Genomic DNA, 14,049 nt, shown 5'->3' with positions numbered 1-14,049 from the left:
GCGTGACAAGGCAGCTTGATATGACGGCGATCGATCCCGCGCTTCGTGCCACCAAGACGACCTGTCCCTATTGCGGCGTCGGCTGCGGCGTGCTGGCGACGCCGGATGGCAAGGGCGGTGCGGCGATCGCTGGCGATCCTGACCATCCCGCCAATTTCGGCCGGCTGTGCTCGAAAGGCTCAGCGCTCGGCGAGACCGTCGGGCTGGAAAGCCGCTTGCTTTATCCGATGATCCGCTGCAAGGGCGCGCTCGAACGCGTCGCCTGGAGCGATGCGCTCGATCATGTCGCCCATCGCATGCAGCACATCGTGGCACGCGACGGCGCCGACGCGGTCGCGTTCTATCTCTCCGGTCAGCTCCTCACCGAGGATTACTACGTCGCCAACAAGCTGATGAAGGGCTTTGTCGGCACGGCGAATGTCGACACCAATTCACGGCTCTGCATGTCGTCCTCGGTCGCCGGCCATCGCCGCGCTTTTGGCGCCGACACAGTCCCCGGCTGCTACGAGGATCTCGACCAGGCCGATCTGCTGGTCTTCGTCGGCTCGAACGCGGCATGGTGCCATCCGGTGCTGTTCCAGCGCATGCTGAAGAACCGTGGGGAGCGTGGCGCGCGCATGATCGTGATCGACCCGCGCCGCACCGACACTGCGAGCGATGTCGATCTGTTCCTCGGCCTCAAGCCCGGCACCGATACCGCGCTGTTCTCCGGCCTGTTCGTCCATCTCGCTGACAATGGCGCGCTGGACCAGGACTACATCGCGCAGAACACGAGCGGTTTCGACGATGCGCTGACGCGTGCGCGCAGCATCGCCGGCAGCGTCACTGCGACGGCGCTCGCGACGGGCCTCTCCGAGCAGGACGTCGCCACCTTCTTCAAGATGTTCCGCGACACGGACCGCGTCGTCACGCTGTATTCGCAGGGCGTCAACCAGTCGGCACAGGGCACTGACAAGGTCAACGCGATCCTGAACTGTCACCTCGCGACGGGACGCATCGGCAAGCCCGGCGCCTCGCCGTTCTCGCTCACCGGCCAGCCCAACGCGATGGGCGGCCGCGAGGTCGGCGGTCTCGCCAATATGCTCGCCGCGCATATGGGCTTCACGCCGCCCGACATCGATCGTGTCAGGCGGTTCTGGAAGGCGCCGCGCATCGCCACCCATGAGGGCTTGAAGGCGGTGCAGCTGTTCGAGGCGATCCATCGCGGCGAGGTCAAGGCGCTCTGGGTGATGGGCACCAATCCCGCGGTGTCGCTGCCCGATGCGGACTTCGTGCGCGAGGCGTTGAAGAAGCTCGAGCTGTTCGTGGTCTCCGAGAACGTGCTCTCCAACGACACGGTCGATGCCGGTCCGCATGTGCTGCTGCCGGCGCTCGCCTGGGGTGAGAAGTCGGGTACCGTGACCAATTCCGAGCGCCGCATCTCGCGCCAGCGCTCATTCCTGCCGGCTCCGGGAGAGGCGCGGCCGGACTGGTGGATCCTGAGCGAGACGGCAAAGCGTCTCGGCTTCGGCGACAGCTTCAACTACAAATCCGCCGCGGAGATTTTCCGCGAGCATGCTGCGCTCTCGGCGTTCGAGAACGACGGTAGCCGCGATTTCGACATCGGCGCGCTCACCGGGCTTTCGAACGAGGCCTTCGACGCCTTGAAGCCGGTGCAGTGGCCGGTGCGCGAAGGCGAGACGTCCAGCGAGCGCTTCTTTGCAAAGGGCGGCTTCTTCACCAATGACGGCAAGGGCCGCTTCGTCGCGCCGGAGGTGCCGTCGCTGCGCGGCGAGACCGGCGCCTCGCGCCCGCTCAGGCTCAATACCGGACGCATCCGCGACCAGTGGCACACCATGACGCGCACGGGTCTCAGCCAGCGGCTGGGCGCGCATCTGCCGGAACCCTTCGTCGAGATCCATCCTGATGATGCCGGCAAATACGGCATCGTTCACGACGGCTATGCCCGCGTTACCACCGATTACGGTCAGTGCATCCTGAAGGTCGTCGTCAGTGACGGCACTCAGCGTGGCACGTTGTTCGCGCCGATCCATTGGAGCGCGATGAATGCCTCGCATGGCCGCGTCGGAGCACTGGTTCAGTCCTTCACCGATCCGTTCTCGGGGCAGCCGGAATCCAAGGCGACGCCGGCCGCGATCGCGCCTTACGAATTCGTCTTCCGTGGCTTTGCGCTGTCGCGGAAGCAGCTCGATCTGCCGCCGAACCTGTTGTGGACCCGCGTCACGGTCACCGGCGGCTTCGGCTATCTCTTCGCCGACAACGCCGACCTTTCGCGCTGGCCGGCCTGGGTCGAGAGCGTCGCCGGCGAGGACGTCGCCGACTATCGTGATTTCGGCGGCGGGGTCTATCGTGCGGCCTCGTTCGCGGGTGATCAGATCGAAACTTGCTTGTTCGTCGGTCCCGCGCATGATGCCGGCGATTGGGAGGTGGTGAAGAGCCTGTTCATGGCCGACCACGTCAGCGACGAGCAGCGCCGCATGTTGCTGTCAGGCAAGTCCGGCGAGGGCGCCGCCTCGACCGGGCCGATCGTCTGCGCCTGCTTCGGTGTCGGTCGCGGCACCATCTGCGAGACCATCGCGGCCGGCGCGCGCTCGGCTGCCGAGATCGGCGCCAAGCTCAAGGCCGGCACCAATTGCGGCTCCTGCATTCCGGAACTGAAGCGCCTGATCGCGACGACGGACGTGGCGCCGGTGAAGCAGGCGAAGGTCGTCGCATAGGCTCGGCTGTCATCGCCCGGCTTGACCGGGCGATCCAGTACGCCGAGACATCTGTGACGAAGCGGTGAGGCCGCGGCGTACTGGATTCCCCGCTTTCGCGGGGAATGACAGTGAGGGCGAGGCGCCATGCCTCCGCCTCAATCGACGCGCCGTCGATTGTGCCCTATGCTGCGCGCTCCCCCTCAACACGTCCAAAACAACAATGATGTACCTGGAAACGCCGCCGCGCCTGATCGAAACCAAGCTCTTCTCCACCATGCCCGAAAAGTTCCGCCGCAAGGGCGTGCGGACGGATTGGGCCGATGCCAACCGGCCGAATGTGCCGACCGACAGCTTCATCGAAGGACCGTCTTTCGACACGGACGGCAATCTCTACATCGTCGACATTCCCTTCGGCCGCATCTTTCGCATCGCGCCTGACGGCGAGTGGTCGCAGGTCGCCGAATATGAGGGCTGGCCGAACGGACTGAAGATTGCCGCGGACGGGTGCATCCTGGTGGCCGACTACAGGCACGGCATCATGGAGCTCGACGCCAAGGCTGGCCGCATCAAGCCCATCCTGACCGCGCGCAATTCGGAATCGTTTCGCGGCTGCAACGATCTGCATCTTGCTTCCAACGGCGACATCTATTTCACCGATCAGGGCCAGACCGGCCTGCACGACCCCAGCGGTCGCGTCTATCGTCTCGCATCGAATGGCCGGCTCGATTGCCTGATCGACACCGGTATCAGCCCGAATGGCCTGGTGCTCGACCCAACAGAAACCGTGCTGTTCGTCGCGATGACGCGCGACAACGCGGTGTGGCGGTTGCCGTTCATGAAGGACGGCAGTGTGTCCAAGGTCGGCCGCTTCTGCTCGCTGTTCGGCACCAGCGGTCCCGATGGCCTGACCATGGACGCCAAGGGCCGCCTGTTCGTCGGTCATGCCTCGCTCGGCCACGTCTTCGTGTTCGCGCCGAACGGCGAGCTGATTGCGCGGATCAAGTCATGTGCGGGGCCGAATTGCACCAATGTCGCGATCGGTGGCGAAAGCAAGGACCGTCTCTATATCACGGAGTCATCGACCGGCAGCGTGCTGGTTGCTGATATCAGCGGATTGAACTCCTGAGCTTCGTGGCAGTTGCCCGAGCGGAAGAGCGACAGCGGAGACGAACATGAACACAAACCCTTTCGGCAAGACCGGTGCCAACGTCTCCGTCATCGGGCAGGGCACCTGGTATCTCGACCATGGCGATCGCAAGCGCGCGATCGCGGCGCTCCAGCGCGGGCTCGATCTCGGCATGACGCACATCGACACCGCCGAAATGTATGGTGATGCGGAGCTCGTCATTGCCGACGCGATCACGGGTCGCCGTGATGAAGTGTTCCTCGTCTCCAAGGTCTTGCCGAACAACGCGTCGCGCGGCGGAACCATCACCGCCTGCGAGCGGTCCCTAAAGCGGCTGAAGACCGACCGTCTCGATTGCTATCTCCTGCACTGGCGCGGTTCCTATCCGCTCGAAGACACCGTGGCCGCGTTCGAGGAACTGGTGAAATCAGGCAAGATCAAGTCCTGGGGCGTTTCCAATTTCGACGCCGACGATCTCGACGAGATTCTCGATGTCGCCGGCGAGGATCGTATCGCCTGCAATCAGGTGCTCTATCATCTGAAGGAACGCGCGATCGAGCACGCGGTGATCCCGTGGTGCGAGCGGCATGGTGTTTCCGTGGTCGCCTATTCCCCGTTCGGTCATGACGATTTCCCTGATGCACGCAGCAAGGGCGGTGCCGTGCTGGCGCGTATCGCAGAGGCTCGTCGCGTGACGCCGCGTCAGGTCGCGCTCAGCTTCCTCACCCGTGCGACTACGGTGTTCGCGATTCCGAAGGCCTCGTCCGCCGAACATGCCGGCGAGAATGCGGCGGCCGGTGATCTCGTGCTGACGAAAGACGAGATTTCGGCGTTAGATGCGGCGTTTCCGCGCGGTCCGAAGCCGCGCAGCCTGCCCATGCTGTAACGCACAAACGGCCATTATTAACGGAGCATTGACGCGCGCGGCGGCTCGCGCATATCGGCATCCTGTTTTCGGAAGTTGTGAACGCGGCGCATTTGTCGTTTTTTACAACCGTTCTCGATTCGCATTTTCCCGGGTTCCAGCCGTGACACCGCCGCCCGCCGCAGCCGCAAGGCTCGACAGTATTCCCATGCCCGTGCCGGAGAAGAAGCAGAAGGCTCGCCGCGCGCCCGCGCGCGTCGACCATCCCTTCAAGGGCATTGCGCTGGTGCTGCTGTCGACGATCTTCCTCGGCTGCTCCGACACCACCGCGAAATATCTCTCGACCAGCCTGCCGTCGATCGAGATCACCTGGATCCGCTTCGTCACGTTCGCGCTGATGTTCACGCCGGTGATGCTGCCGGGCTCGCCGCTGCATGCGATGCGCACCGAGCGGCTCGGCCTGCAGCTGATGCGCGGTGCCGCGCTGCTCGGCTCCTCGCTGTTCTTCATCACCGGCCTGAGTTTCCTGCCCATCGCGGAAGCTTCCGCCACCGGCTTCGTTTCGCCGCTGTTCGTCACTGCGCTGTCGATCGTCTTCCTGAGCGAGAAGGTGGGCCTGCGACGCTGGATCGCGACTGGAATCGGTCTGACGGGCGTGCTGATCATCCTGCGGCCGGGCACCAGCGCGTTCCACGCCGCCGCGTTCTTCCCGATCATCTCGGCGTTCTGCTGGGCGGCGGCGCTGATCCTGACGCGCATGATGAGCGGACGTGAAGCCGTGCTCACCACGATGGCGTATTCCGCGCTCACGGGCGTTGCGATCCTTTCCGTGATGGTGCCGTTCGTCTGGGTCACGCCGAGCTGGACCGCGATCGGGCTTGGCATCGTAATCGGCGTCGCCTCGACCGTCGGCCAGTGGATCATCGTGCTGGCCTATCGCTATGGCGATGCCTCGGTGCTGGCGCCGTTCTCCTACACCCAGTTGCTGTGGGTCAGCATTCTTGGCTTCTTCATCTTCGGCGAGGTCCCCGACCTCTGGACGGTCGTCGGTGCCGCCTTCATTGTCGCAAGCGGTCTCTACATCGCCCATCGCGAGCGTATCCGCCGCGCCCAGCTGCTGGTGCTGGAAGAGCGTTCCCCGAACCCCTGACGCAAGTTCGCGCGCCCCGTTACGTGCTATCAACGGCTCCAACAATACGGGAGGAGCCGGATGCGCGCTGCGATTTTCAGGAACGGTGAGATTGTCGTCGACGGGATGGCCGAGCCGAAGCCGGGCCCCGGCCAGGTGCTGGTCAAGACGCTCGCCTGCGGCATCTGCGGCTCTGACCTGCATGCGCGCCAGCATGCCTCGCGGATGGTGGAGATGGCCAGGAAGACCGGTCGCACGCCGATGGATCTGTCGCGGGACGTCGTGTTCGGCCACGAATTCTGCTGCGAGATCGTCGATTACGGCCCCGGCACGGAACGCAAGCTCAAACCGGGGACGCATGTCTGCTCGCTGCCCGCGCTGGTGACGCCGGAAGGCATCAAGGGGATCGGCTACTCCAACGACTTAGTCGGCGGCTATGCGGAGCAGATGATTTTGAGCGAGCCGCTCCTGCTCGAAGTGCCCAACGGTCTTGCGCCGGAACATGCGGCATTGACCGAGCCGCTCGCAGTCGGCATTCACGCCGTGGCAAAGGCCAATATCCAGGGCGGCGAAGTGCCGCTCGTCATCGGTTGCGGCCCTGTCGGGCTCGCGGTGATCGCGGCGCTGAAGATCAAGGGGCTGCACCCGATCGTCGCCGCCGACTATTCACCGGCGCGGCGCGCGCTCGCGGCAAAGCTCGGCGCCGACGTCGTCGTCGATCCCAGGGTGTCGCAGCCCTATGCGACCTGGGCCGAGCACGCGCAGATGTCGGACGCCGAAAAGGCGGCGAGGCCGCCGTTCCAGGCCATGCTGCCGGCGCTGAAGCCCGCGATCATCTTCGAATGCGTGGGTGTGCCAGGCCTGCTGCAGCAGGTGTTCGAAGGTGCACCGCGTGACGCGCGCATCGTGGTGGTCGGTGTCTGCATGGAGACCGACAAGAGCGAACCCATGCTCGGCATCATGAAGGAGCTCAACGTCCAATACGTGCTCGGCTATACGCCGGAGGAGTTCGCCGCGTCACTTCGGCTGATCGCGGAAGGGCAGGTGGATGCGGCGGCGATGGTCACGGCCGAGGTCGGCATCGACGGCGTCGCCAAGGCGTTCGCCGATCTCGCCAATCCTGAAGCCCACACCAAGATCATCGTGCAGCCGTGGCGGTGACGGTCTCGTAGGGTGGGCAAAGGCGCAAAGCGCCGTGCCTACCATCTTTCCCGATTCAAACGCAGATGGTGGGCACGCTTCGCTTTGCCCACCCTACGAGACCTGAGTTTGCGGCCATACCCATGCAGGCCGAATTCGTTCGCCCCCGTCAATACTTCTCCGGCACGTACATCTCCGGCGGAACCGGGCCGCGCTGATAGTCGGGGTGGCGGACGCGCGGCGGCAGCATCACCGGCGCGCGAGCGACCTCCTGATACGGGATCTGGCTGAGGAGATGCGCGATGCAGTTGAGCCGCGCGCGCTTCTTGTCGACGGCATCGACGATCCACCACGGCGAGTCCGGCAGGTGCGTGTGCTCGAGCATCGTCTCCTTGGCCTTGGTGTATGCCTCCCAGCGACTGCGCGCCTCGACGTCCATCGGGCTCAGCTTCCACTGCTTGAGCGGATCCTTGATGCGCATGGTGAAGCGGAACTGCTGCTCGTCGTCGGTGATCGAGAACCAGTATTTGACCAGGATGATGCCGGAGCGGATCAGCATGCGCTCGAACTCGGGCACCGTCTTGAAGAATTCCTGGTACTCCTCCTCCGAGCAGAAGCCCATCACGCGCTCGACGCCGGCGCGGTTGTACCAGCTGCGGTCGAACAGCACGATCTCGCCGCCGGCCGGCAGGTGCGACACGTAGCGCTGGAAGTACCATTGCGTGCGCTCGCGCTCGCTCGGGGCGGGAAGCGCCGCGACGCGGCAGATGCGCGGATTGAGGCGCTGGGTAATACGCTTGATGACGCCGCCCTTGCCGGCGGAGTCGCGGCCCTCGAACAGCACGACAACCTTCTTGCGCTCGCTTTGCACCCAGTCCTGCAGCTTGACCAGCTCGCCCTGGAGCCGCAGCAGCTCCCGGAAATAGAGCTTGCGATCGACCGTCGGACCCGGTGTGTCGGTTTCGTCCAGGAGCTCGTCGAGCCTCGTGTCATCGAGCTCCATCTCCAGCTCCTCGTCGAGGTCGTCGGCCATCTCCTGAATGATGCGCTCGCGCTTGGCGGTTTGGAAGGTGCGGTCGGATGCGGTCATGGGCTTCTTCTCTCGGCTGGGGTGCCAGTGTTACCAACGACCATCGGCGGGGTTTGTTGCGTCCATGTGACAGCCGCTCTGTCCTGCGGAGGCAGGTCACACCGGCAGCGCGATCGAATATTTCACCTGGCTCAGCGCAAAGCTGGACTCGATCGAGGCGATGCCGTCGAGCCGGGTCAGCTTGGTCTTCAGGAAGGTCTCGTAGGAGGCGAGGTCGGCCGCAACGACGCGGAGCAGATAGTCGCGGTTGCCGGTCATCAGATAGCATTCCAGCACCTCGTCCCATTTCGAGATCGCGCGCGCGAAGCGGTTGAGATCCTCCTCCTTCTGCCGCGCCAGCTTGATCGAGATGAAGACGCTGACATGCAGGCCGAGCGCCTTCTGATCCACGGTCGCAACATAGCGGCTGATGACGCCGCGCTCCTCCAGCAGCTTGACCCGGCGATGGCAGGGCGAGACCGAGAGCCCGACCTTGTCGGCGAGTTCCTGCATGGTCAGCCGGCTGTCGGCCTGAAGCAACGCGAGGATTTTGCGGTCGATGGCGTCGAGCTCTGGCATTGGGATAGGCCTTCAAATTTCTGGCGATTATTAGTATAGTATCCCAATATTGACGGGTATTGCGCGAAGAATTGAGAAGTTTGGCGCCTCCCGCGGGCGTATCATCGCGCCACCTGTTCCCGGGAGCCTTGCCATGCCCGTCGATACCGCCCGCCTCGACACCTTGACCGCGCTGAGCCGCAAGGCGCTGTGGCTGTCGTCCTGGACCATCCACCACGCCAACCACATCCGCCCCAATGCCGACGGCTTGAAGGTCGGGGGACATCAGGCCTCGTCCGCCTCGCTCGCCACCATCATGTCGGCGCTGTATTTCCATGTGCTGCGCCCTGAGGATCGCGTCGCGGTGAAGCCGCATGCAAGCCCGGTGTTCCACGCCATCCAATATCTGTTCGGCCGGCAGAGCCGCGAGAAGCTAGAGAACTTTCGCGGCTTCAAGGGCGCGCAGTCCTATCCCTCGCGGACCAAGGACGTCGACGACGTCGATTTCTCCACCGGCTCGGTCGGCCTCGGCGTTGCGCAGACGCTGTTCGCTTCGGTGGTGCAGGACTATGTCAAGGCGCATGGCTGGATGAAGGATCGCCGCGAAGGGCGGATGATTGCCCTCGTCGGCGATGCCGAGATGGACGAGGGCAATATTTGGGAGGCGCTCGCCGAGGGCTGGAAGCACGGCCTGCGCAACACCTGGTGGGTGGTCGACTATAACCGCCAGTCGCTCGATGCCGTCGTGCGCGAAGGGCTCTGGGAAAAGTTCGAGACCATGTTCCGCAATTTCGGCTGGGACGTCGTCATCGTGAAATACGGCCGCCTGATGCGCGAGGCCTTCGCCGAGCCCGGCGGCGAGGCGCTTAAAGCTTGGATCGACAATTGCCCGAATGCGCTCTACGCCGCGCTCTGCTTCCAGGGCGGCGCCGCGTTCCGCAAGCATCTGCATGACGAGATCGGCGACCAGGGCCCGATCACCAGGTTGATCGACAAGCGCAGCGACGACGAATTGCTGGCGCTGATGTCGAATCTCGGCGGCCACGACATGGCGAGCATGCTGGAGGCGTTCGAGTCCATCGATCACGACCGTCCGGTCTGCTTCATCGCCTACACCATCAAGGGCGTCGGCCTGCCGTTCCAGGGTCACAAGGACAATCACGCCGGCCTGATGACGGTCGCGCAGATGGAGAAATATCGCGACAGCCAGAACATCCGGCCCGGTCACGAATGGGAGAAGTACGAAGGGCTCGCGCAATCCGTCGCCGAACTCGACGCGTTCCTCGCGCGCGTGCCGTTCAACCAGGACGGCCGCCGGCTGACCGCGCCCGTCGTCGAGGTGCCCCAGCAGCTCGCGTTCAAGCCGTCACCGCAGATGTCGACCCAGCAGGGCTTTGGCCTCGTGTTGAACGAGATCGCGCGCAGCGACAGTGAGTTGGCAAAGCGCATCGTCACGACCTCGCCCGACGTCACGGTGTCGACCAATCTCGGCCCGTGGGTCAACCGGCGCGGCCTGTTCGCGCGCGCCGAGAAGGCGGACTTATTCCGCAGCGAGAAAATTCCCTCCACGTTCAACTGGGACTTTTCGCCCAAGGGCCAGCATCTCGAGCTTGGAATTGCCGAGATGAACCTGTTCATCATGCTCTCGGCGCTTGGGCTGTCGCACCAGATCAACGGCGAGCGGCTGCTGCCGGTCGGCACGCTCTATGATCCCTTCATCGAGCGCGGGCTCGATGCGCTGAACTACGCCTGCTACCAGGACGCGCGCTTCATGGTGGCGGCGACGCCATCAGGCATCACGCTCGCACCCGAGGGCGGCGCGCACCAGTCGATCGCAACGCCCCTGATCGGCATGGCACAGGACGGGCTCGCCTCGTTCGAGCCGGCCTTCGTCGACGAGCTCGCCGTGATCATGGCTTTCGGGTTTGAGCACATGCAGCGCGAAGCGGGCGAGGGCGGCTCGGTGTACCTGCGGCTGTCGACGCGCAGCATCGAGCAGGCGCAGCGGATCATGACGCCGGAGCTGCAGCAGGGCATCACCGACGGCGCTTATTGGCTGCGCAAGCCGGGCCCGAATGCCGAAGTCGTGATCGCCTATACCGGCGCGGTGGCACCTGAGGCGATCGAGGCGACCGGCTTCATCGGCGAGAGCCGGCGCGACATCGGCCTGCTCGCGATCACCTCGGCGGACCGCCTCCATGCGGGCTGGACCGCCGCGCGGAAATTGCGGCGGGATCGCCGCGGCGTGCAGCATCTCAGCCACATCGAAAAGCTGCTGGCGCCGCTGCCGCGCGACTGCGGCATCGTGACCGTGATCGACGGCCATCCCTCCGCGCTCGGCTGGCTCGGCAGCGTCCGCGGCCACCGCGTCGAGGCGCTCGGTGTCGAGCAGTTCGGCCAGACCGGCACGATCGCCGACCTCTATCGGCACTACGGCATTGATGCCAACGCCATCATCGATGCGGCCGAAAGCCTCACCACCGGCGCGCCGGTGCTGCACCGGAAGATGGCGGTGTAGTCGAGGTAACCGGTCGCATGGGCCCCGGCTCTGCAGCGCACCGCTGCTCTGGACGATGCTTCGCATCGCCAGGATAGCGCTGCGCTGCGTCCGGGGCACGAGCCTGGTTGGACTCGCTCCAATCTCGTGTCCCGGACAAGGCGCGACATGAAATGTCGCGGCGCAGAGCCGGGACCCAGGCCGCTTGCCTCGCTCCGTCTCTCCGCCCATATTCCGCGCGTCCGCCGCAACGCTGGCCCCGCATATGGCGGGTTCAATTGCCGGCGCTTTCGTGCAAGGATGCCTGCCGAAACGCCCCACATGCCCCCAAAAAGAGGTTAACGATGGTCAATCGCATGCAATTCTACATCGACGGCGCCTGGGTCGATCCCGCCGTCAAGAAGTCCACCGCCGTGGTCAATCCCGCGACGGAAGAGGCGATGTACGAGGTTGCGCTGGGCTCCAAGGCCGACGTGGACAAGGCGGTTGCCGCCGCCAAGCGCGCCTTCGCAACCTTCTCCCAGACCAGCCGCGAGGAGCGCGTCGCGCTGCTCACCAAGGTCATCGAGGTCTACAAGGGCCGCCTCAAGGAGATCGGCGCGGCCGTCTCCGACGAGATGGGCGCACCACTGCCGATGGCGGAGAAGCTCCAGGCCGGCGCCGGCCTCGGCCATCTCATGACCACGCTCGACGTGCTCAAGAACTACCATTTCGAAGAGCCGGTCGGCACCGCCATGGTGCTGCGCGAGCCGATCGGTGTGGTCGGCATGATCACGCCCTGGAACTGGCCGCTCAACCAGATCGCCTGCAAGGTCGCGCCCGCGCTCGCCGCCGGCTGCACCATGATCCTGAAGCCGTCGGAGTTCACGCCGACCTCGGCGCTGATCTTCGCGGAAATCCTCCATGAAGCTGGCGTGCCCAAGGGCGTGTTCAACCTCGTCAACGGCCTCGGCCCCGAGGTCGGCGCCGCCATGAGCGAGCACCCCGATATCGACATGATCTCCTTCACCGGTTCGACCCGCGCCGGCATCGACGTGGCCAAGCGCGCCGCGCCGACCGTGAAGCGCGTCAGCCAGGAACTCGGCGGCAAGTCGCCGAACGTCATCCTCGAAGGCGCCGACCTCACGAAGGCGGTGACCGGCGGCGTGATGCACATGTTCAACAACTCCGGCCAGTCCTGCAACGCGCCCTCGCGCATGATCGTGCCGCTGTCCAAGATGAAGGACGTCGCCGCGATCGCGAAGGCCGTCGCCGACAAGACCAAGGCCGGTGATCCCCGCGCCGAAGGCACCACCATCGGTCCCGTCGTCAACCGCGGCCAGTGGGACAAGATCCAGGGCCTGATCAAGAAGGGCATCGACGAGGGCGCAACGCTCGTCGCCGGCGGCCCGGGCCTGCCCGAAGGCGTCAACAAGGGCTTCTATGTCCGCCCGACCATCTTCGCCGACGTCACCCCCGACATGACGATCGCTCGCGAGGAAATCTTCGGGCCGGTGCTGACCATCATCGGCGCCAAGGACGAAGCCGAAGCGGTGCAGATCGCCAACGACACGCCGTATGGCCTTGCCGGCTACGTCACGGGTGCCTCGGTCGAAGACGCCAAGCGCGTCGGCCGCCAGATCCGCGCCGGCAACGTCAACCTCCAGGGCGTGCCCAACGACCGCACCGCGCCGTTCGGCGGCTACAAGCAGTCGGGCAACGGACGCGAGTGGGGCAAGTACGGCCTCGAGGACTTCCTCGAAGTGAAGGCCGTCGCCGGTTTCAACGCGGCGTAAGTTTTAGCGCGTGAACGAATGACGCCGGAGCGGGCAACCGCTCCGGCGTTTTTGTTTTGGGCGGCGTGTCGCGAAGGCGAGGTGCCGTAGGGTGGGCAAAGGAGCGAAGCGACGTGCCCACCATCACGCCACAAGCGAGCAGTGGTGGGCACGCTTCGCTTTGCCCACCCTACGAGCTCGGCGCTATCCCCCCACCGCCCCCTGCGTGTTCACATACAGCGCGTAGATCGACTGGCTCGCCGCCATGAACAGGCGGTTGCGCTTGACGCCGCCGAAGCAGAGATTGGCGCAGCGCTCGGGCAGGGCAATGCGGCCGATCATGACGCCGTCGGGCGCGAACACCACCACGCCGTCGAGCTCGGGATCTCCCATGCCCCAGCCGCACCAGAGATTGCCGTCGATGTCGCAGCGCATGCCGTCCGGCGTGCCAGGGCCTGCATCGATGTGGACGCGCTTGTTGGAAATCTCGGTGCCGTCAGCCGAGACGTCATAGGCGAGGATTTTTCGGTTTGGCACGCCGCGGGATTCCACGACATAGAGGATCTTTTCATCCGGCGAGAAGCACAGCCCGTTCGGCCCGAGCACCCCCTCGGCGACAATGGCCGCCTTGCGCGTCTCGGGATCGAGCCGGTAGACATTCGGCTCGATCTCGGGCTCGGCCTTGTAGCCCTCATAATTGCCGAGCAGGCCGAAGGTCGGATCGGTGAACCAGATCGAGCCGTCCGATTTAACAACGACATCGTTCGGCGAGTTCAACCGCTTGCCGCTGAATTGATCCATCAGCACGCTGACGCTGCCGTCATACTCAGTGCGGGTCACGCGGCGCCCGCCATGCTCGCAGGTGACGAGCCGGCCCTGCCGGTCGCGCGTGTTGCCGTTGGCGAAGTTCGAAGGCTTGCGGAACACGGAGACCGCGCCGGTCTCCTCCTCCCATTTGACGATGCGCTGGTTCGGGATGTCGCTGCACAAGAGATAGCGCCCGTCGCCGAACCACACGGGACCCTCGGCCCAGCGCAGGCCGGTCGCGAGCCGCTCCACCGCGGACAGCTTCAGCCAGTATTTTTCGAACCGGGGATCGAGTGCACGAATGGCCGGGTCGGGGTAATACGTCGCCGGCCGCCAGCCTGGCCGCTCCTGGGTGTGGGACGATGCCTCATTCATGTCGGTTCTCTCGTTTCGTTCCCTCTGGAC

The 14,049-nt window shown here is 64.9% G+C and carries 10 protein-coding genes; 7 read left to right on the top strand and 3 right to left on the bottom strand.

Translation table 11 applies throughout. From position 1 onward, the window contains the following. Nucleotides 1-20 precede the first annotated feature (20 nt). The 5 genes from GGD62_RS20030 (at nucleotide 21) to GGD62_RS20010 (ending at nucleotide 6,980) form a co-directional block, all read left to right on the top strand. Nucleotides 21-2,717 carry a nitrate reductase gene (locus tag GGD62_RS20030; protein WP_183709811.1) on the top strand — a complete coding sequence of 899 codons (2,697 nt, stop codon included), beginning with the start codon at nucleotides 21-23 and terminating at the stop codon, nucleotides 2,715-2,717. Nucleotides 2,718-2,922: 205 nt separating this feature from the next. Then, complete coding sequence (locus GGD62_RS20025; protein WP_018322794.1) at nucleotides 2,923-3,825, top strand: SMP-30/gluconolactonase/LRE family protein; 903 nt, start codon at nucleotides 2,923-2,925, stop codon at nucleotides 3,823-3,825. Nucleotides 3,826-3,871: 46 nt separating this feature from the next. Beyond that, the gene (locus GGD62_RS20020) at nucleotides 3,872-4,711 is read left to right on the top strand and encodes an aldo/keto reductase (protein WP_018322795.1); all 840 of its coding nucleotides are present in this window, start codon (nucleotides 3,872-3,874) and stop codon (nucleotides 4,709-4,711) included. Nucleotides 4,712-4,898: 187 nt separating this feature from the next. Then, nucleotides 4,899-5,840: a DMT family transporter gene (locus tag GGD62_RS20015; RefSeq protein WP_018322796.1), complete on the top strand. Its 942-nt coding sequence runs from the start codon at nucleotides 4,899-4,901 to the stop codon at nucleotides 5,838-5,840. Between the two features lie 60 nt (nucleotides 5,841-5,900). Further along, entirely contained in the window at nucleotides 5,901-6,980 is a 1,080-nt protein-coding gene (locus tag GGD62_RS20010; protein ID WP_183709738.1) for a zinc-binding dehydrogenase, read from the top strand. 148 nt (nucleotides 6,981-7,128) lie between these two features. Here the strand turns inward: GGD62_RS20010 and ppk2 are convergent, their stop codons facing one another. Both ppk2 and GGD62_RS20000 read right to left on the bottom strand, forming a co-directional pair. Next, complete coding sequence (ppk2, locus tag GGD62_RS20005; RefSeq protein WP_179739524.1) at nucleotides 7,129-8,049, bottom strand: polyphosphate kinase 2; 921 nt, start codon at nucleotides 8,047-8,049, stop codon at nucleotides 7,129-7,131. A 96-nt stretch (nucleotides 8,050-8,145) separates the two neighbouring features. After that, nucleotides 8,146-8,607, bottom strand: coding sequence for an Lrp/AsnC family transcriptional regulator (locus GGD62_RS20000; protein ID WP_028144303.1), 462 nt, complete (start codon nucleotides 8,605-8,607; stop codon nucleotides 8,146-8,148). Nucleotides 8,608-8,740: 133 nt separating this feature from the next. On the opposite strand from GGD62_RS20000, the gene GGD62_RS19995 reads away from it, so the two are divergent. Together GGD62_RS19995 and GGD62_RS19990 are read left to right on the top strand one after the other, a co-directional pair. Continuing rightward, nucleotides 8,741-11,104 (top strand): transketolase, encoded by a 2,364-nt coding sequence (locus tag GGD62_RS19995; protein ID WP_183709735.1) that lies wholly within the window; start codon nucleotides 8,741-8,743, stop codon nucleotides 11,102-11,104. 323 nt (nucleotides 11,105-11,427) lie between these two features. Then, entirely contained in the window at nucleotides 11,428-12,858 is a 1,431-nt protein-coding gene (locus GGD62_RS19990) for an aldehyde dehydrogenase family protein (protein ID WP_026202817.1), read from the top strand. Between the two features lie 183 nt (nucleotides 12,859-13,041). Here GGD62_RS19990 and GGD62_RS19985 read toward each other — a convergent pair whose 3' ends face one another. After that, nucleotides 13,042-14,019, bottom strand: coding sequence for an SMP-30/gluconolactonase/LRE family protein (locus GGD62_RS19985; protein WP_183709733.1), 978 nt, complete (start codon nucleotides 14,017-14,019; stop codon nucleotides 13,042-13,044). Nucleotides 14,020-14,049 lie beyond the last annotated feature (30 nt).

The sequence above is a fragment of the Bradyrhizobium sp. ERR14 genome, assembly GCF_014198235.1.
In the GTDB taxonomy this organism is placed as follows: Bacteria; Pseudomonadota; Alphaproteobacteria; order Rhizobiales; family Xanthobacteraceae; genus Bradyrhizobium.
The sequence above is the reverse complement of the archived record's forward strand: the minus strand, read 5'-3'. Positions and strand labels throughout refer to the sequence as shown.

Bases quoted from the DNA above. Each gene is read 5' to 3' on its own strand.
- GGD62_RS20030 (WP_183709811.1), top strand. From the start codon at position 21: ATGACGGCGATCGATCCCGCGCTTCGTGCCACCAAGACGACCTGTCCC.
- GGD62_RS20025 (WP_018322794.1), top strand. From the start codon at position 2,923: ATGTACCTGGAAACGCCGCCGCGCCTGATCGAAACCAAGCTCTTCTCC.
- GGD62_RS20020 (WP_018322795.1), top strand. From the start codon at position 3,872: ATGAACACAAACCCTTTCGGCAAGACCGGTGCCAACGTCTCCGTCATC.
- GGD62_RS20015 (WP_018322796.1), top strand. From the start codon at position 4,899: ATGCCCGTGCCGGAGAAGAAGCAGAAGGCTCGCCGCGCGCCCGCGCGC.
- GGD62_RS20010 (WP_183709738.1), top strand. From the start codon at position 5,901: ATGCGCGCTGCGATTTTCAGGAACGGTGAGATTGTCGTCGACGGGATG.
- ppk2 (WP_179739524.1), bottom strand. From the start codon at position 8,049: ATGACCGCATCCGACCGCACCTTCCAAACCGCCAAGCGCGAGCGCATC.
- GGD62_RS20000 (WP_028144303.1), bottom strand. From the start codon at position 8,607: ATGCCAGAGCTCGACGCCATCGACCGCAAAATCCTCGCGTTGCTTCAG.
- GGD62_RS19995 (WP_183709735.1), top strand. From the start codon at position 8,741: ATGCCCGTCGATACCGCCCGCCTCGACACCTTGACCGCGCTGAGCCGC.
- GGD62_RS19990 (WP_026202817.1), top strand. From the start codon at position 11,428: ATGGTCAATCGCATGCAATTCTACATCGACGGCGCCTGGGTCGATCCC.
- GGD62_RS19985 (WP_183709733.1), bottom strand. From the start codon at position 14,019: ATGAATGAGGCATCGTCCCACACCCAGGAGCGGCCAGGCTGGCGGCCG.